This is a genomic window from Glutamicibacter sp. (genome assembly GCF_035257265.1).
GTDB lineage: Bacteria > Actinomycetota > Actinomycetes > Actinomycetales > Micrococcaceae > Glutamicibacter.
The window spans coordinates 41,054-58,730 of sequence record NZ_DATEXC010000042.1; the positions used below are offsets into that span (position 1 = coordinate 41,054).

Here is a 17,677-nt window from a genome sequence, read left to right on the forward strand (position 1 = left end):
AGGCCGGCTAAACCAGCGAATCCTTCCAGGCCTTATGCAGGGAAGCGAAGCGGCCCTGATCAGCGATGAGCTGCTCGGGAGTGCCATCTTCGATAATCTTGCCATCGTCGACCACCAGCACCCGGTCAGCAATCTGCACTGTGGACAGGCGGTGCGCGATAATCAGTGCCGTGCGGTTACCCAGCAGCTGCTGCAGACCACGTTGTACGGCGCGCTCGGATGGGATATCCAGCGAGCTGGTTGCCTCATCGAGGATAAGAACTGCAGGATCCGCCAGGAACGCGCGAGCGAAGGAAATGAGCTGTCGTTGACCGGCCGAGACGCGGCCACCACGTTTGTTAAGGTCGGTTTCGTAGCCTTCGGGAAGTTCCAGAATGAATTCGTGGGCACCAACCGCCTTGGCAGCGTCTTGGATTTCTGCCAGCGTTGCCGTGGGATTGCCCAGAGCAATATTCTCGGCCACCGACCCAGAGAACAGGAATGCTTCCTGAGTCACCATCACTACGTGTTCGCGCAGTTCATTATTTGAGATTTCTTGAATTGGCACAGAATCTATTTCGAGACTTCCGGAGCGCAAATCATAAAAACGCGAAATGAGTTTGGCCAGTGTTGATTTGCCGGCACCGGTCTGGCCGACCACCGCAACGGTTTGCCCCGCCTCAAGCTTGAGGTCAAAGCGATCCATAATGATTGGGCCCTGTCCGTAGCCAAAGACCGCGTCGCGAAAAACGATCTCGCCCTTAACCTGCTCGATGCTCCGTGGCTTGAGCGGTTCCTTGACGCTTGGCTCTTCCTCCAAAAGTCCGGATACTTTTTCAAGCGCTGCGGTTGCAGATTGCAGGGACGAGTAGAACATCGCGATCTGCTCTACGGGTTGGAAGACGCGTTTAGCCGCCAGCAATAGAGCGACCATCACACCGACCGCCAGCGTGCCGTCCACGATTCGGAAACCACCATAGGCGAGCAGCGCCGCCACGGTGAGGTTACCAATGAGCACGAGGCCAGGCTGGAGAATTCCAAAAAGATTAAAGGAACGTACCGAGTTGACCCGGTATTTTTCTGCGACGTCGCCATAATTTTCATCATTGGCAGCTTCGCGGCGGAAGGCCTTCACCGCACGGATACCTGTCATGGTTTCCACAAAAGTGGAGATGACTTTCGCGGAGACCACGCGAGATTCGCGGTAGAGAACCTCGGAGCGGCTTTGATACCAGAAGAACAGGATCGTTACCGGGACGGCGGCAATGCAAAGTACCAAACCGCTGCGCCAGTCCAAAGCAAAGATAGTGATCAGCGTGAAGACCACAAACACGCAGGAGGAGGCCAGCTCCGAGACGCCTTGGTCCAACAGCTCGCGCAGGGTTTCCAGGTCCGAGGTTTGCCGGGAGATAATACGACCAGAGGTGTAGTTCTCGTGGAACTCTAAGCTCAATCGCTGCGTGTGGCGGAAGACTTGCTGACGCAGATCCAGGAGCATGGCTTGAGAAATTCGGGCCGCACAGTTGATGTACCAAGCTAGTAGGACACCAGCCAGAATCGCGCAAATAATATAGGCGCCACCTGATATTCCCAGGGCACTCCAGTTGCCCTCACGAACCTGGGGCAGTGTCCAGTCGATAGCCAAGGCAATGAGCAACGGCAAGGCGACGCGGGCCGCATTGGAGACCAAAACCAGTACCACGGTGAGGATAAATAGTTTCTTTTGCGGCATCGCCAGTTTGGCCAGCAAACTAAAGGAACGGCGGCGGACCTGTTTGCGTTGAACACCGCTGAGGTTGATGTTGTCTTCGCCAGAGACACCCAGGGGTTTGCTCATCGTGAGATCTCCTCGTTGATCGGTGCTTCGTCATCCAAGCTGGCAATCACGTAGCGGTAATGTTCATTGGTGCTGAGCAGATGTGTGTGGCTGCCGATTGCGTCGATGCGCCCATCGCGAAGTAGCGCAACCCGGTCTGCAAGCATCACGGTGGAGGGCCGGTGGGCGACTACCAAGGTTGTTGTTCCGCGAAGAACTTCACGAAGCTTGGTGGTGACTGCCTCTTCGGTGCGTACGTCTAAGGCAGAGAGCGGATCATCGAGAACCAAGATCCGCGGTTGCGCCGCAATGGCGCGCGCCAAGGCCAAGCGTTGACGCTGTCCGCCGGAAAGCGAGAGGCCTTCTTCACCGATCAGCGTCTCAACGCCTTCGGGCAGCTGGTACGCGAACTGCGCTTGAGCAACATCCAGCGCCTGGGTCAGAAGCTCCTCGCGCTGCGCAGAATTTAGTTCCGCGGGAGCGCCGAGCAACACATTTTCGCGGATGGAATTTGAAAAGAGCGTAGTGTCTTCGAAGGCCACCGCGATCTCTTGCCGAAGCTTTTCCAGGTCCCATTCACGCACGTCTTGGCCGTGGACCAGCACCTGTCCTGCGCTGACGTCGTGTAGTCGTGGCACTAGATTCAGCAACGTGGACTTACCTGAGCCGGTAATTCCTACCAATGCCATGGTTTCTCCAGGACGGATGGTGAAGTCAATATCCGCGAGCACCGGACGGCCTCGCCCGGAATCATCGGGATAGGCAAAGCGTACGTGCTTCAGTTGGACTTCGCCGGTTCGCTCCTGGGGTGTGCGAGGCTCCTGCGGGGAAACAATATCGTTATCGGCATCCATCACCTCGAAGTGCCTGTCCAAAGCAGTTTTGGTGCTCAGCGTCATGCCAAGAAGCATTCCCATGCCCTCTACCGGACCGGCAATAACCGCGGCGATCGCAAAGTACGCAACCAAGGAACCAACACTCAATGAGCCGCCGGCAACCATTGAAATACCGATGAGCAGGCCGATTCCTAGAATCGTTTCTGGGATTGCGACTACCGCCATCAAGAAACCAGCCAGGGTTTTTGCCTTGGAGATTTCAGTTTGCTGTAGTGACTTTGCCTGTTCGCTGAATCCTTCGTAGACGTAGCGTCCACGGCCGAAAGCCTTGATGACGCGGATGCCGTGGACCGACTCTTCGACCGCTGTGGCGAGGTCGCCGGCCTGGTCTTGGCTTAGCCGGCTTGCTGTCCGATAGTTGTTTCTGAATTGGTAGGCCTTGATAGCGATAGGGATGGCACCGAGCAAATAGAGCAGGCCAAGAATCCACGAGTGGAAAAACATCAGGACCAGGCCGGTGATCACGGTAACGGTATCCACCACGAGCATCATCGCGCCGAAGGCGAGCCAACGCCGCAGCAGCGACAGATCAGACATGGAGCGGGAGAGCAGCTGTCCCGAGCCCCAACGCTCGTGGAACGCCACGGGAAGGCGCTGCAGATGCTTGTAGAAGCGGATCCTCATGTGTGCTTCAAGTCCGGCCGCCGGGTTAAGCACAAACTGCCGGCGGAGGAAGATGAACAGTGCTTCGAGGAATCCCAGGCCGCCGACAATTGCCATGGCGATCCAGATCTGGGTACTGGTGCCGTCGGCATCCAGCACGTTATTGACCAGCCAGGCAAGTACCTGCGGGATCGCCAGTGCCACAATGCCTGCACCTAAGGCGCAGAAGAAACCGCCAATGAGCCGGGGGAGAATCGGGCGGACAAAAGGTCCTAGCCGTTTGAGAGTGGTAGTTAATGAAACCGCATCTGCCGGTTCCGCGTTTTTCTCTCGCGCCATGCGCTTTACCCCACCATCACCAAAAAATATCGACCGGACTACAGCCTACAGTCAGTAGTTGGGAAAATTCAATCAAACAATCCCTATCCGATAGATTATTTGTCTCAGGCTCAGAAACGACTTCAGACCCCCTGCTTGGACTAAGCAGGGGGTCTGAAGAGTTGGTGAATATTAGTCTTTGGCGGTCAATGTCAGAAGTATCGCCTCGGGTGGGCAAGCTATTCGGATCGGGGCAAAACGAGAGTGTCCAATGCCTGCTGAAACGTTGAGCGGAACGCTGCGTCCAGCATGTTCCCAATCCGTCAGTCCGCGTGCTCGCCAGGTGGGCAAATCACAATTTGAGACCAGCGCGCCGTAGCCTGGGATGCAGACCTGTCCGCCGTGGGTATGGCCGGCGAAGATGATGTCGGCACCTTCTTCGGTGAACCGATCCAGCACACGTTGGTAAGGGGCATGCGTGAGAGCGATACGCACATGCGGTGCCTGGTAACTGGTCGACGAGCCCTGCGGCCAGCCAGCGAACTCGTCTCGGTCCAAATGCGGATCGTCGATACCGGTGAGATCAAGGCGGAGCCCATTGAGCGCTGTGGAGTAGGAGCGATTGGTCATGTTGACCCAGCCGGCGGCTCCAAAAGCCTGGTGCATCTGTTCAAAAGGAAGCATGTCGCGGTCCGAGGGGTTAGGCCGGCCGGTACTGCGAGTGAGGTACTTGAAAGGATTTTTCAGCTTAGGTGCGTAATAACAATTTGATCCGGGAACAAAAGCGCCAGGAAATTGCATCAGTGGCTCCAATGCGTCGATCAACGCAGGGACGGCTTCCCGATGGCTGAGATTGTCACCGGTATTGATCACGTAGTCCGGACGCTCATCTGCCAGCTGATGTAACCAGCGGCGTTTGAGAGCCTGCCCAGGGATCATATGGATATCCGAGAGATGCAAAACGCGCATATCTGCCGCACCTCGCGGCAAGACTTTGACGGTTTCGCGGCGTAGCCCGAATTTCTGTGTCTCGTAAAGCCCGTACCCAAGAAGTGCGCTGCCAACCGCGGCGGCACCGCCGGCAAGCAGCGCCGTGGTACTGGTGGCTCGACCGAATGCCGAAGAGAAATTAGTTTTTTCAACCATGACCGGTGCGTCATTGTCCTTTCGGGGGAACAGACCCATCTGAGTCTGGTGATAATGCCAATCTAAACCGAAAGGCCGCGTTCAACCAAAGTTGAACGCGGCCTTTAGTAGTTATTTAGCCGTTCGAACCATCTCCGGGCTTGGCTGGAGTAGTCGGCTTGGACTTCTCTTTGCCCTTGTTTTCAGACTTATTCGAATCCGACTTGTTGTCGTCCGACTTCTTGGAATCTTCCTTTTTGGAGTCTTCCTTCTTCGAATCCGACTTATTGTCGCTGCTGTCCGAGCTGTCTGAGCTGTCTTTTTCCTTAGGCTTCGGCTTGGGCTTAGGAGCCTTTGACACGGAACCGAATGAATTGCGGTCGTACTGCTGAACAGCCTTGGACATGAAATCAACCCAGAGTGGAGCGGCATAGGTCGAGGAGTCAACCATCTTCGGAGCGCGCTGGTCGTTGACCATAGCGCCGTGTAGCTCATTTTCTTCAGTGGCGGCTTTGCCGTCCAAGCGTCCTACCCACGAAGCGGTGGAGATGCCGGTGGTGTAGCCGACGAACCAGGTCGAGGTCGCGTAGTTATTTGTACCGGTCTTGCCGGCAATCGGCCCAGCAACCTGCCCCTTGGAGACACGTTGAGTCGCAATCTTTTTCAACGTTCCGTTGAGGTCAGCAACATGTTGCGGATCAATTTCCTGCGAGCATGCTTCCTTAGGAACCTTGTAATTGGTCCCGTCCTTATCCACCACCGAGGTAATGGCGCGTGGCTCGCAGTATTCACCCTTGTTTGCGAAGGTAGCAAACGCGGCTGCCTGCGCCATTGGGGTGATGTTGGCCGAACCAATGATGAAGGCAGGGTTTGCCGGAGAAATCGGACCCGGCTTGCCGTTATCGGCATCCTGATCCAGCAGGCCGAGCTTGGTGGTGTAGTCAGCGATGGTGCAGAGATCAACCTTTGCAGCTTCCTGGATCGTCGCTGAGTTGATTGACCAGTAGAGACCGGTGTCCACTGTCATCGTCCGGTAGAATCCACGCGAAGCGTTCTTTGGCTCCCACGGTTCTGATCCGCCGGTGACTGTTGTACCGCCTGGCATGCACGAAGCTCTCCACTTGTGCATGACGGGGAAGTACGGACGTTTCGCATTGATTTTGTCGTACATTTTGTTGCCCTCATGCAACCACGCAAGCGTGGTGTATGGCTTCATGGTCGAACCGCCCTGGAAGCCACCCGCGCCGCCGAGTGAACGTTCTACAGCAAAGTTGTAGAAGGTACGGCTGCCGGATTCCTTGGATTCAGGCGCGTACTCGGTGTTCTGGGCCATAGTCAAGATATTGCCGGTGCCGGGTTCAACCGAAACCAGCGAGGAGTAGATGTCCTTGTTGGACTTGGCATGTGGATCAATCGCTTCGCGAGCGTCCTTGGCAGCCTGTTTGTTCAAGGCAGAATTCAGTGTGGTCTTGATGGTCAAGCCACCGCGGAAGAGCAGGTTCTGGCGATCCTCTTTGGTCTTACCAAAGTTTTTGTCTTTGAGGATCAAGTTGGTGACGTAGTCACAGAAATATCCATCGTCCCCGGCTGCCATGCAGCCCGAGGCTGAAGAACTGGGCTTCGTCCCAAGCTTCGACTTGACGGCCTTGTCATATTCCTTTTTAGTGATCGCACCGGTGCGGTACATATTGCCCAGCACCTTATTGCGGCGGTCCAAGGAACGCTCGGGGTTGTTGATTGGGTTGTACACGTTTGGAAGCTGAACCATGCCGGCGAGCATTGCCGACTGCTGCAGGTTCAGGTCCTTGGCGTCTACGGAGAAGAAGCGCTGAGCGGCAGCCTGCACGCCATACTCGCGGCCGGAGAAGAGGACCAAGTTCAGGTAGCCTTCAAGGATTTCGTCCTTGGACATTTCCTTTTCGATAGCTACCGCATACTTCAGCTCACGAATCTTGTCAGAGTATTCTTTCTGACCTGAAACGGTGCTCTCTTTGGAACCGGTCAAGATCTGGTTATTGACCAAAAGGTTGTTGACGTACTGCTGCGTCAACGTTGACGCACCGGAACGCGACGAGCTGGTCAGGTTTCCGACAACCGCACGGGCGATGCCCTTGGGGTCGATACCGTTGTGCTCGTAAAAACGCTCATCTTCCACGGAAACGATTGCCTTACGCATTTCCGGCGAAATATCCTTGAGCTTCACCGGATCGCGGTTCTGTTCGTAGAACGTCGCGATCTCCTTGCCCTCGGTGTCCAGGACACGCGAAGGCTGCGGAATTGGAAGCTTCTCGAAGGTGCTCGGAAGCGCGCTTACAATATTATTTCCGGTGGTCAAACCGGTTTTAGCGATTGCTGCCACGGGGACGATCATGCCCGCGGCCAGCACACCACAAAGGGCACTGATTCCGAAGAACGCAACGATCTTTCCCAGAGTGGTAGCTGTGTCAAAAAAGGGGGACTTCTTGGCTGCCATACCTACTAGTTTACAAGGACGCGCTAACGTATCGAGTATGACTAAATGGGAATACGCCACTTTGCCGCTCGTTATCCACGCAACCAAGCAGATTTTGGATCAGTGGGGTGATGACGGTTGGGAACTGGTAGCAATCGTTCCGGGCCCAAATGGCACCAATCCAGTGGCCTACATGAAGCGTCCAAAAGCTTAACTTTTAGAAGGAGTAAAACCCCATGCAAGAAGCTACTTCCTCGCGTGTCGAGGCTCGTCTGGCCGAGCTCGGTCTTTCGTTGCCAGCTGTGGCCAAGCCGGTCGCCGCGTACCTGCCGGCGGTCACCACGGGCAACTACGTTTACACCTCCGGTCAGCTGCCGCTGATTAATGGTGAACTCCCAGCTCGAGGCAAAGTCGGGGCAGAAGTCTCGGCTGAAGAAGCCAAGGCATTGGCACAGACCTGCGCACTGAATGCGCTGGCAGCGATCAAGGCAGAAGTAGGTGACCTAGATCGCATTAAGCGTATCGTGAAGGTCGTTGGCTTCGTGTCGTCGGATCCAGCCTTTACCGGCCAGCCTGGTGTCATCAACGGTGCATCTGAATTCTTCGGAAATGTTCTTGGCGAAGCCGGCGTGCATGCACGCTCGGCAGTCGGCGTAGCCGTATTGCCATTGGACGCCCCGGTTGAGGTTGAGGTCATCGCCGAATTTGAGTAGTCCACAACGCCATTCCGGTGTGCGCGCGGGCCGGGCGATCCCGTCTGGCGCGCGCACCGGCATGGCACGTCGCCTGGTTGAGCTGCCGCCACATCAAATTCCCGCGGCCGAAAATTGGTTTACCTATGGTTCGCGCACGCCCCGAGCCGCACGCCGAGCCTCGTCGGTGTGCCTGGTGCAAGATGGCGCCCTGGGCGTGGAAACCTTTCTGGGCTACCGTCCGGGTGAATCTCCCTTGGGCAGTGTGGCGTTTCCCGGCGGAAGCGTCGAGGCTTCAGATCGAGCCGAGTACAAGTGGTTTGGTCCGAGCCTGACCGGGTGGTCCAAACGATTAGACGTGCTGGATCAACAGCTGGTGCGCGTACATCTTGTCTGCGCGATCCGAGAGCTCTTTGAAGAAACCGGAATCTTGCTGGCCGGCACCGACGAACAAACGGTCATCGAAATGAGCGATCCCGAAGAGTGGATGTCTGCCCGTGAGGCTATTGCCGGGCAGGATTTAGACTTTGCAGAATTCTTGCGCAGACGCGGATTAGGGCTGCGTACGGATCTGTTGCGTCCGGTGGCTCACTGGGTGAGTCCTAACTTTGCTTTCCGCCGTTTTGATACCTGGTACTTCGCGGCGACGGTTCCATTGCGCCAGGAACCCTCTCTGCTGCGCGCTAAGGGCCAATGGGCTCAATGGTGCAGTACGGAGCAGATCATCGAGCAGCGGGCCACCAGCGGCCTCGGAGACCTGATTGGGCAACCCAACACTCAGGACCTGCGGCTGTCACAAATTACCAGTCCAGCTGTGGAACTCATGCTCGAGCGGATGGTGGACGCGCACGGAGTGGTCGCGTACCTTTCCCGGGCGCGGAGCCTGGATGTGCAGCACCCGGACCTGCTGGTGCGTGATGGCACCTATTATCTGGAAGTACTTGGCACCTTGGGCGACGAATCAACTCGTCCTTGGCAGGCCGAGCCAGGGCACTAAAAACTTTGCGCACAAAGAATGATGGCCGGGAATCCTTGAAAGGATTTCCGGCCATCATTCTTACAGCGATGCTTAGCGTGAACGCTGACGCAGACGCTGGATGTCCAAGATGACAACTGCGCGGGCTTCCAGACGGAGCCAGCCGCGCTGCACGAACTCGGCCAAAGCCTTGTTCACGGTTTCGCGGGAGGCGCCGACCAGCTGGGCCAGCTCTTCCTGGGTGAGCTCGTGAGCTACCAGGATGCCATCGGTTGCTGGACGACCGAAGCGGTCAGCCAGATCCAACAGCGCCTTGGCCACACGGCCAGGAACGTCGGAGAACACCAGATCGGCTAGGGACTCGTTAGTGCGACGTAGACGCGCAGCCAAAGCCTGCAGCAACTGGATCGAGACCTCCGGGGAGTTCAAGATCGCCTTGCGCATGTTTTCGTGGCTTAGGCCTGCCAGTCGGGTTTCCGACACGGCGGTTGCGGTTGCGTTGCGCGGGTGTGGATCGAAGAGCGCCATTTCGCCGAACAGTTCACCTGGGCCGAGAACGGCGATCAGGTTTTCACGTCCGTCGGCGGAAGTGCGGCCGAGCTTGATCTTGCCCGAGACGATGAAGTAGAGACGGTCACCCTGATCGCCTTCGCGGAACACTGATGCACCGCGAGACAGATCGACCTCGGTCAATTCTTCGGTTAGCGTGGCGAATACTTCATCACCCAGCGACGCGAAAAGCGGCGCACGACGCAGTACCTCGATATCCATAAAATCTCCTGTCAACAGTAGTAAGCGCTAACTTCATTGTGCCGTATTCGGTAACAATGTGACAGTTTCCACACGTGGTTTTGCCAAGAAATGTTGAGAATCACGCTCACCCTACTAAAACTCGCGAATATCCTCGCAGAAATCCATCAGCTTCTAAGGGTACCTTGGGTTAATAGAAAGTTTGTGAATGAAGCGGGGTCTCGGTGCTCGGAATATTCAGCTGGCTAGACCTTGCCATCTGTATAGTTTTGTTGTCTTTTTTTATTGCCGGGATTCGTCGTGGCTTCCTCTACACGGTCGGCGACATGATCGGACTCGTCGCTGGCGGCGTCGCAGCATTCTTCGCCATACCGATGGTCTCAACCCTGGCTTCCAACCCTTGGTGGCGCGTAGGCCTGATGGTGGCCACCGCAGCCGTACTGCTCGTTTTAGGCCAGGCCTTGGGCAGAGTATTTGCGGTCCGAATAAGACGTTGGATGAACTTTGATTTCTTGCGTGCCGCGGATGGTTTAGCTGGCGGTGTACTGTCGGTTTTTATTACCGCCACAGTGATCGGTGCTCTGGCATTCTCCACGTCAAGTATGGGTATTCCACGTTTATCCACCGAGATCGACAAGTCAAAAATGATTGCCTCGATTCGCGGGCTGACACCAGAGTTTGTAAACACCGCAATCTCCTCAGCACGTTCGGCAGTAATGGCCGAAACGATCCCCGCATTGCTGGACCCATTCGCCCCACCGGTAGAGCCAGTGGAGCCCGGAGAATGGGCACCCAATGATTTGCAGCGTTCGGCAGTGAATTCGGTAGCTAAGATCTCCGGTACCGCCGTGCAATGCGGTGTGAACCTGACTGGCTCTGGCTTTGTTGTTGCCGACCAACTGGTGATGACCAACGCCCACGTGGTGGCAGGTTTGAGCGCTGCCACGGTGGAGGTTGGTGGTGATGAACTTCACCGCGGAAAGGTCGTTTATTTTGATCCGGAGGCCGATATCGCGGTGCTTCGAGTCGATGGGATGGACACCGCACCCTTAGAGCTCGCAGATCAAGATCTGGGCCGCGGCGACCAGGCAGCATTCATTGGTTTCCCGGCCGGTGGACCCCTGCAGGTACGTGGAGCTGTAGTAGCCTCACGGGCTACGGTATCTATCGCCAATATTTATGGTGAAGATCCTGCCTCACTATCCGTGTATCAGCTGACCGCAAAGGTTGCCCAGGGCAACTCCGGTGGCCCACTGGTCAGTGAATCTGGTGAAGCGGTCGGCATGGTCTTCGCTAAATCACGAGGCAATGATGAAGTCGGCTTCGCCCTGAGCCTTGAAGAAATGGAAAACGCCCTAAAAACCGCGGGCCAACGGACAAAGTCAATCAAGACCGGCGACTGCATCAGCGACTAGCGGCTAAGCAGATGGGCCATTTGCTGCACCGCGAGCCGGTAGCCGTTGACTCCGGCACCAATAATGATTGAAGACGCTACCGGCGAAACATATGAGTGATGGCGGAATGCCTCACGCTGATGCACGTTGGAAATATGCACCTCAACTACGGGCAGGGATACTCCGCTGAGCGCATCGGCTATGGCCACCGAAGTGTGGGTGAAAGCGCCGGGGTTAATGATGATGCCAGCCTTGGTCAGTCTCGCCTCATGAATTGCATCAATGAGCACACCTTCATGATTGGACTGAAACGCTTCCAGATCAAGCTGCTGCTCGACGGCCTCCTGCATGGCCAGCCGCTCAACATCCGCGAGCGTATCGTGCCCATAAATTTCGGGCTCGCGAGTTCCCAAGAGGTTCAGGTTCGGTCCGTTGAGTAACAAGATAGTGCGCATCGCAGAGTCGGTCATTACTCAAATCTATTACACAACCTGGCTATCACCGCAGATGCACCCGGTATTACGGGATTCATAGTAGGAAATTGGGCTGTGCTTGCCCGCGGCAACTGTCGTAATGTTGAAAGCTCAAGTTCGTTGAGCGGGGAGACCAGATGAAACGCGGAACTAAAAGGGTCATTGGCAACGTGTTGGTTGGCGCGGTACTCATTGGGATCTTTGGGCTTCTCACCGTCAGTCATCTGGATCCAGGATTTCTGAAAAATAATCAAGAACTTACGTCGCAGGCAAATGCAGGGACACCCATTGTGCAAGGCCCGGTGGTCCCTAAAGCTTTACCCACCCAAGAGGTGACGACGGCTGCGGAACTTCGAAGCTCTCAAATAATGGCTGTGGAGGCGGGGCGCCCAGAAGCGGCATGGGATAAACATTGCGTGGCATGGGACTTTGCGCAGACCGAAAAGAATCCGTCCCCTGAGAGCAAACAAGCAATGAAAATTTGGCTCGGGTCGCACGAAGCAAGCTGTCCCGATGCGATTGCCTGGCCCGACTATTTCGTGCAGGTTTTTTCTGCCAGCGGCGCAGGTGAGCTGACCGTCTTATTGGAGCCAGAGGCGGCAACCGAAAAGTTGCTGGGCAACCCGGTGTATTCGGGGCTAGAAAAACATGCCCAAGACATTGCTGAACGCCTCGCTGCCGAATTACCAGAACTGCGCGAAGTCACCATGAAAATCGAATCCAGTCCGCAAGAACTCAGCGTCGCGATTAACTAGTGCCGCATGTGAGCGCAAAGAAGCCGCCACCCTCCCCGCCATTTTCCTGCAACCCTTTGAAAGAGTGGCAGGAAAATGAACGTGGGCGGTGGCGGCTTCTCAAGGAAACAGCGACTGCTACTTCTTCATTGACTGCGCAATCTGTGTCATTACATCAGCATCGGACAGCGTGGTGGAGTCTCCCACTTCGCGGCCTTCGGCCACATCCTTGAGCAGACGACGCATGATTTTGCCCGAGCGAGTCTTCGGCAGCTCCGGAACCACCAGTACGTGACGTGGCTTGGCGATGGGACCAATGTCCTTGCCTACGTGGTTGCGCAGGATTGCCACTACATCTTCACCCTCGGCAGGTTCGGTCTGCAAGATGACGAACGCCACCACGGCTTCGCCGGTGGTCTCGTCCTTCGCACCGACTACCGCGGCCTCAGCCACATACGGGTGGGCCACTAGCGAGGATTCGATTTCGGTGGTGGACAGGCGGTGACCGGATACGTTCATTACGTCATCGACGCGTCCGAGCAGCCAGATATCCCCGTCCTCGTCCTTCTTCGCGCCGTCACCGGCAAAGTACATGTCATCAAAACGGGACCAGTAAGTGGACTTGTAGCGTTCCATATCGCCCCAGATGCCACGCAACATCGCTGGCCATGGCTCACGGATGACGAGGAAGCCGCCTTCGCCGTCAGCAACTGACTGGCCGGCTTCATCAACTACGTCGACGCTAATTCCGGGAACGGCAACCTGCGCCGAGCCCGGCTTGGTCGCGGTGACACCGGGCAGCGGGGTGATCATGTGCGCGCCGGTTTCGGTCTGCCACCAGGTATCAACGATGGGGGTGGGGTTTTCCTTGCGTTCACCGTTTTTACCGTTGTTGGTGCCGATGACATCGCGGTACCACATCCACGCTTCGGGGTTGATCGGCTCGCCTACCGAGCCAAGCAGGCGCAAGGAGGACAGATCATATCCGTCGGGGATGTCGCGGCCCCACTTCATGAAAGTTCGGATGGCGGTAGGCGCGGTGTAAAGAATCGAGACCTTGTACTTTTCAATCAGTTCCCACCAGCGTCCCTGATGCGGGGTATCCGGAGTTCCCTCGTAGATCACCTGGGTGGCACCATTGATCAATGGTGCGTAGGTGACGTAGGAGTGGCCGGTGACCCAGCCGATATCGGCGGTGCACCAGTACACGTCGGTTTCGGGATGCAGGTCAAAGGTATCGCGGTGAGTGACCGCGCCCTGGACCAGGTAGCCACCGGTGGTGTGCACAATGCCCTTCGGGGTACCGGTAGTGCCGGAGGTGTAAAGCACAAACAGTGGGTGTTCGGAATCGTGCGCTGGTGCTTCGTGTTCGGTGCTGGCAGCGTCTACTGCGTCATGCCACCACTTATCCAGCGGACCGAAGGCTGTCGGTTCGCCGTTGCGCTTGACTACCAGCACGTTTTCTACGGTGTGGCCGGGCTTTTCCAGGGCCGAGTCTACCGCCGGCTTCAGAGCAGAGGGCTTGCCGCGGCGCCAGGTGCCGTCGGCGGTGACCACAAGCTTGGCATCTGCGTCGTCGATACGGCTACGTAGCGCGTCGGCGGAGAAGCCGCCGAAGACTACCGAGTGGATTGCGCCGATGCGTGCGCAGGCGAGCATGGTGATGACTGCTTCGGGGATCATTGGAAGGTACACCGCGACGCGGTCACCTTTAACAACGCCCAAGGATTCGAAGGCGTTAGCTGCCTTCTTCACTTCCTCGGTGAGCTGCGCGTAGGTGTAGGTGCGGGTATCGCCAGGTTCACCCTCGAAGTAAATAGCGACGCGGTCGCCGAGGCCGTTTTCGACGTGGCGATCTAGCGCGTTGTAGGCGGCGTTGAGTTTTCCGCCGACAAACCATTTGGCTACCGGAGCTTGCGACCAGTCCAAGGTTTCTGCGAAATCTGTATCCCAGGTGAGTACACTGCGTGCCTGCTGTGCCCAGTAACCTAAGCGGTCTTCTTTGGCTGCCGCATACTGGCTGGCCTGACCGACGGCCTGGTCGCTGAACTCTTTGCTCGGGGCAAATGCTCGGGTTTCATGGGATAGATTGTCCAGGGTCTTGGAATCACTCACCGGTGATCGCTTCCTTTCGGTTAAACAGAATTTACTCTGTGATCAAAGTTACACGCCAATAAGCCGACACCTGTGGTTTGTGTCACCGCAGAGGTGGCAGTGGGCAAATTCTGCGCTGAACGGTCATAGAACGCGATGAAATGCCGGTAAACAATGAAAAATTCGTCGGCTCATGACACGATCATCTTGTGGCAACAAAAGTAAAAGTTGAATCTGAATTAGGTCTGAAAAGGCGTGCACGCAAGATGCACCGACTCCTAGCCGAGGCATATCCCTACGCGGTCGCAGAATTGGATTTTGAGAATCCCTTTGAGCTCCTGGTTGCCACGGTACTTTCCGCGCAAACTACCGACGTACGGGTTAATTCAATTACCCCGGCACTTTTTAGCCGTTTCCCTGATGCGCTGGCAATGAGCCAAGCGGACCGCTCAGCGCTCGAAGAGCTCATCCGGCCCACTGGCTTTTTTCGCGCCAAAACGGAATCGCTGCTGAAGCTTTCCACGGCGCTGGTCGCGCGACACGGGGGAGAAGTTCCTGCCAAGCTTGAAGATCTGGTGAAACTCGCCGGGGTGGGGCGCAAGACCGCGAACGTGGTGCTGGGCAATGCGTTCGGGGTTCCCGGTATTACCGTGGACACGCACTTCGGCCGGCTTGCCAATCGATTTGGGTGGACCGCGCAAAGCGACCCGGTCAAGGTGGAACACGAGGTCGGTGAATTATTTGAAAAGCGCGACTGGACGATGCTCAGCCACCGGGTAGTCTTTCACGGCCGCAGAGTCTGCCACGCCCGCAAGCCGGCATGCGGTGCCTGCGTCTTGGCACAGCTTTGCCCCTCGGCAGGAATTGGTGAAGAAATCCCGGCCAAGGCCCAAAAGCTTCTCAAATATGAGTTGGCTCCCGGAAGAGAAGACCTGCTGCAGAAAATGCTGGATGGAGCTACCCGTCGAGAACTGCGCGCCGAAGGATATGGACTAGACGCATGAGTGCACGTACCGAGTTGGCAAAGGTGATTGCCGCCCACGAGCAAAGCAAGGGCTCCACGACCAAACTTTCCAAGGACTGGATCTTTGCACAGCTTGATGCCAACAGCGTGCGTAAAGCCGCGGTACTGATCCTCTTCGGATCGGCCACCGCAGAGCCGGTAGGGGAAAAATCCAAGGCCCAGGATCTTGACTTGCTCTTTGTTGAACGCGCTTCAACACTACGCAAGCATGCCGGACAGGTCGCGTTCCCAGGCGGCGGGGTGGACCCGGACGATGGTTCAGCGGTTGCTGCCGCATTACGCGAAGCTTGGGAAGAGACCGGAGTTCAGACCTCCGGGATTGAGGTGCTGGGTCAATTGACCGAGACAGAACTGCCGGTATCGAGTTTCCTCGTCACTCCGGTGGTCGGCTGGTGGCACACCGAATCGAAGGTATACGCAGCTGATCTGCGTGAAAGCGCGGACGTGTTCCGTGCACCAGTAGCGCATCTGCTCAACCCGCATAACCGGCTGACCGCGGTAGTGCGGCGTGGAGCACAACGCTTCAAGTCTCCGGCCTTCGAATACGAGGGTCATTTGATCTGGGGGTTTACTGCCATTGTGCTTGACCGCTTATTTGATGAGTTGGGCTGGAACAAGCCGTGGAACAGGCAACGTGAAATTATGATGGGCTAGGCAGTTACTTGCCCTCGGCGTAGTTCTGCGAGATTCCAACGCTGACCGGGAAGTTGGGGCTGTGCTCGCCAAAGAGAGTTCGGCCGGCGAGCAATGCTGCATGGCGTACTAATTCTCCGAGCTGCGGGGCCAGTTCCACCGGGCATTCAAAGACCGCTTCGTCATGAACAAAAAACACTTGCTGACAAATGTCGCCCCATCCGGCCTGGCGAATCAGATGCCGGGCATGGCCCAGCCATACCAGCGCCCATTCGGCTGCGGTTGATTGCACTACGAAGTTTCGTGTGAATCTGCCACGTGAACGAGCAGCCGCGTCGGCAGCGCGCTGTCCCGCCTCATCGTGAGTGGCCCGCTGGGCCTGCAACCAAGCTTCGTCCGCCGGTGGGCAGCCACGACCTAACCAGCTTTGCACCCCTTGACCACGTTCACCGGCTTTCGCCGCCTGATCAACATAGGCCATCGCCTGGGGGAAGTTCTTTTTCAATGCAGCGCCTACCGCGCCCGAGCTACCGCCGCCACCTCCTCCGTAAATGACTGAGAGCATCCCCAGCTTCGCCTCATTACGGTCGGAGACAAGTTTCGCGTTGATAAGCCACTGATACAGGTCGTCTTGTTTGCCTGCCTCTTGAAGCTGACGGTCTTGGGAGATCGCAGCAAGAATGCGTGGTTCAAGTTGTCGCCCGTCGGCAATTACGAAGGTCCGCTCCTGGGAAGTCCGAACAACCTGACGGATCGAGTGGGGCAGTTGTAACGCCCCACCGCCACTGGCAGCCCAACGACCAGAAGCGACCGTCCCTAGGATGTAATGCGGGTGGAAACGTCCCTCGGTGACCCATTGATCCAGCCACGCATCTCCATGGGTACTGGCTAAGCGGGAGAGCTTTTTATACTCCAACACCTGTTCAAGCAGTGGATGCTTGAGCTGTTCCAGTTCCCAAGCACGGACCGATTGAACCGCAAATCCCGCACGGTGCAGTGCACGGAGTAGTTCTTGTGGGGAATCGGGGTTCAGGCCAGGACTGTTCAGCGCGTGGGCTAAAGACTGGGCTCGCTGCGCCAGTTTGACCGGACGTGTCCCCTCGCTCACCGCCGGGCCCAGCTTCTGGCGCAATAATTCCCGATGGGCCTTTTCATCCCAGGCCAATCCCGTATGTTCCATTTCGCAGGCCACCAATGCACCCACGGACTCAGCATGTATTAGGAGTTCAAGGCGTTTACGCGCGGACTGTTCAGTAGGTAGCGCCTGGCGCTGGGCCAGATACATGGAAACGAGGTCTTCGAGGCTTTCCCCGGTGACCGGAGAATCAAACAGTGCATCTTGATTGGGCCGGAGTATTGGAGAACTCGGGCTATCTAGATCAAAATCTTCTAAGGCACCGGAGCTCAGTGGGCTGCGATGCAAAATTCTTTGAGCAAGTGAAAGGACATATGCCTTGGCAAGAAAAACACCGTGCGCCAGAAGTGGCTGCATCCACGGGGTGGTGCGCAACATGATCCAACGGGGGGAGTGCTCATTTTCAATGGTGCGTACAGCCATTGGAAAATCCATTGCGGACACCGGCCTGGCCGGAATAACCGGTGCTCCGTTGTGGGCCTGACGCAGTTCGAGGATTGCGTAGCCTTCGGGGTCTGCGCCGATAAAGGCAAGCATGCTCATTGCTCTATTGTGCATTGTCCAAGGACAATATCCCCAGTTT

The 17,677-nt window shown here is 56.6% G+C and carries 15 protein-coding genes; 7 read left to right on the plus strand and 8 right to left on the minus strand.

Annotated features, from left to right (window positions below):
* Positions 1-7: 7 nt before the first annotated feature.
* The 4 genes from VJ369_RS12250 to VJ369_RS12265 form a co-directional block, all read right to left on the minus strand.
* Positions 8-1,816: an ABC transporter ATP-binding protein gene (locus VJ369_RS12250; RefSeq protein ID WP_324092354.1), complete on the minus strand. Its 1,809-nt coding sequence runs from the start codon at positions 1,814-1,816 to the stop codon at positions 8-10.
* Positions 1,813-3,633, minus strand: coding sequence for an ABC transporter ATP-binding protein (locus VJ369_RS12255; protein ID WP_324092355.1), 1,821 nt, complete (start codon positions 3,631-3,633; stop codon positions 1,813-1,815). Before VJ369_RS12255 ends, VJ369_RS12250 begins: the two co-directional genes overlap by 4 nt.
* Before the next feature lie 171 nt (positions 3,634-3,804).
* Complete coding sequence (locus tag VJ369_RS12260; protein WP_324092356.1) at positions 3,805-4,758, minus strand: metallophosphoesterase; 954 nt, start codon at positions 4,756-4,758, stop codon at positions 3,805-3,807.
* A 115-nt stretch (positions 4,759-4,873) separates the two neighbouring features.
* Complete coding sequence (locus tag VJ369_RS12265) at positions 4,874-7,210, minus strand: transglycosylase domain-containing protein (RefSeq protein WP_324092357.1); 2,337 nt, start codon at positions 7,208-7,210, stop codon at positions 4,874-4,876.
* A 37-nt stretch (positions 7,211-7,247) separates the two neighbouring features.
* On the opposite strand from VJ369_RS12265, the gene VJ369_RS12270 reads away from it, so the two are divergent.
* The 3 genes from VJ369_RS12270 (at position 7,248) to VJ369_RS12280 (ending at position 8,878) form a co-directional block, all read left to right on the plus strand.
* Positions 7,248-7,403, plus strand: coding sequence for a hypothetical protein (locus VJ369_RS12270; protein WP_096283344.1), 156 nt, complete (start codon positions 7,248-7,250; stop codon positions 7,401-7,403).
* Between the two features lie 22 nt (positions 7,404-7,425).
* Positions 7,426-7,902, plus strand: coding sequence for a RidA family protein (locus tag VJ369_RS12275; protein WP_324092358.1), 477 nt, complete (start codon positions 7,426-7,428; stop codon positions 7,900-7,902).
* A 61-nt stretch (positions 7,903-7,963) separates the two neighbouring features.
* Positions 7,964-8,878 (plus strand): NUDIX hydrolase, encoded by a 915-nt coding sequence (locus tag VJ369_RS12280; protein WP_414652659.1) that lies wholly within the window; start codon positions 7,964-7,966, stop codon positions 8,876-8,878.
* Positions 8,879-8,950: 72 nt separating this feature from the next.
* Here the strand turns inward: VJ369_RS12280 and VJ369_RS12285 are convergent, their stop codons facing one another.
* A complete protein-coding gene (locus VJ369_RS12285) occupies positions 8,951-9,628 on the minus strand; it encodes a Crp/Fnr family transcriptional regulator (protein ID WP_096257040.1) in 678 nt (225 codons plus the stop codon).
* Positions 9,629-9,831: 203 nt separating this feature from the next.
* On the opposite strand from VJ369_RS12285, the gene VJ369_RS12290 reads away from it, so the two are divergent.
* Positions 9,832-11,022 carry a MarP family serine protease gene (locus VJ369_RS12290; RefSeq protein WP_324092360.1) on the plus strand — a complete coding sequence of 397 codons (1,191 nt, stop codon included), beginning with the start codon at positions 9,832-9,834 and terminating at the stop codon, positions 11,020-11,022.
* Here the strand turns inward: VJ369_RS12290 and aroQ are convergent.
* Positions 11,019-11,471: a type II 3-dehydroquinate dehydratase gene (gene aroQ / locus VJ369_RS12295; RefSeq protein ID WP_324092361.1), complete on the minus strand. Its 453-nt coding sequence runs from the start codon at positions 11,469-11,471 to the stop codon at positions 11,019-11,021. The genes VJ369_RS12290 and aroQ overlap by 4 nt on opposite strands.
* 173 nt (positions 11,472-11,644) lie before the next feature.
* Between aroQ and VJ369_RS12300 the strand changes: the two genes are divergently transcribed.
* Complete coding sequence (locus VJ369_RS12300; protein WP_324092362.1) at positions 11,645-12,229, plus strand: hypothetical protein; 585 nt, start codon at positions 11,645-11,647, stop codon at positions 12,227-12,229.
* A gap of 117 nt (positions 12,230-12,346) precedes the next feature.
* On the opposite strand, the gene acs is transcribed toward VJ369_RS12300, so the two are convergent.
* On the minus strand, positions 12,347-14,323 hold the full coding sequence (gene acs / locus VJ369_RS12305) for an acetate--CoA ligase (protein ID WP_324092363.1): 1,977 nt from the start codon (positions 14,321-14,323) through the stop codon (positions 12,347-12,349).
* Positions 14,324-14,511: 188 nt separating this feature from the next.
* Between acs and nth the strand changes: the two genes are divergently transcribed.
* Together nth and VJ369_RS12315 are read left to right on the plus strand one after the other, a co-directional pair.
* The gene (nth, locus tag VJ369_RS12310; RefSeq protein ID WP_324092364.1) at positions 14,512-15,306 is read left to right on the plus strand and encodes an endonuclease III; all 795 of its coding nucleotides are present in this window, start codon (positions 14,512-14,514) and stop codon (positions 15,304-15,306) included.
* Entirely contained in the window at positions 15,303-15,980 is a 678-nt protein-coding gene (locus VJ369_RS12315) for a CoA pyrophosphatase (protein WP_324092365.1), read from the plus strand. Before nth ends, VJ369_RS12315 begins: the two co-directional genes overlap by 4 nt.
* Positions 15,981-15,984: 4 nt before the next feature.
* On the opposite strand, the gene VJ369_RS12320 is transcribed toward VJ369_RS12315, so the two are convergent.
* A complete protein-coding gene (locus tag VJ369_RS12320; RefSeq protein WP_324092366.1) occupies positions 15,985-17,637 on the minus strand; it encodes a bifunctional 3'-5' exonuclease/DNA polymerase in 1,653 nt (550 codons plus the stop codon).
* Positions 17,638-17,677: the final 40 nt, after the last annotated feature.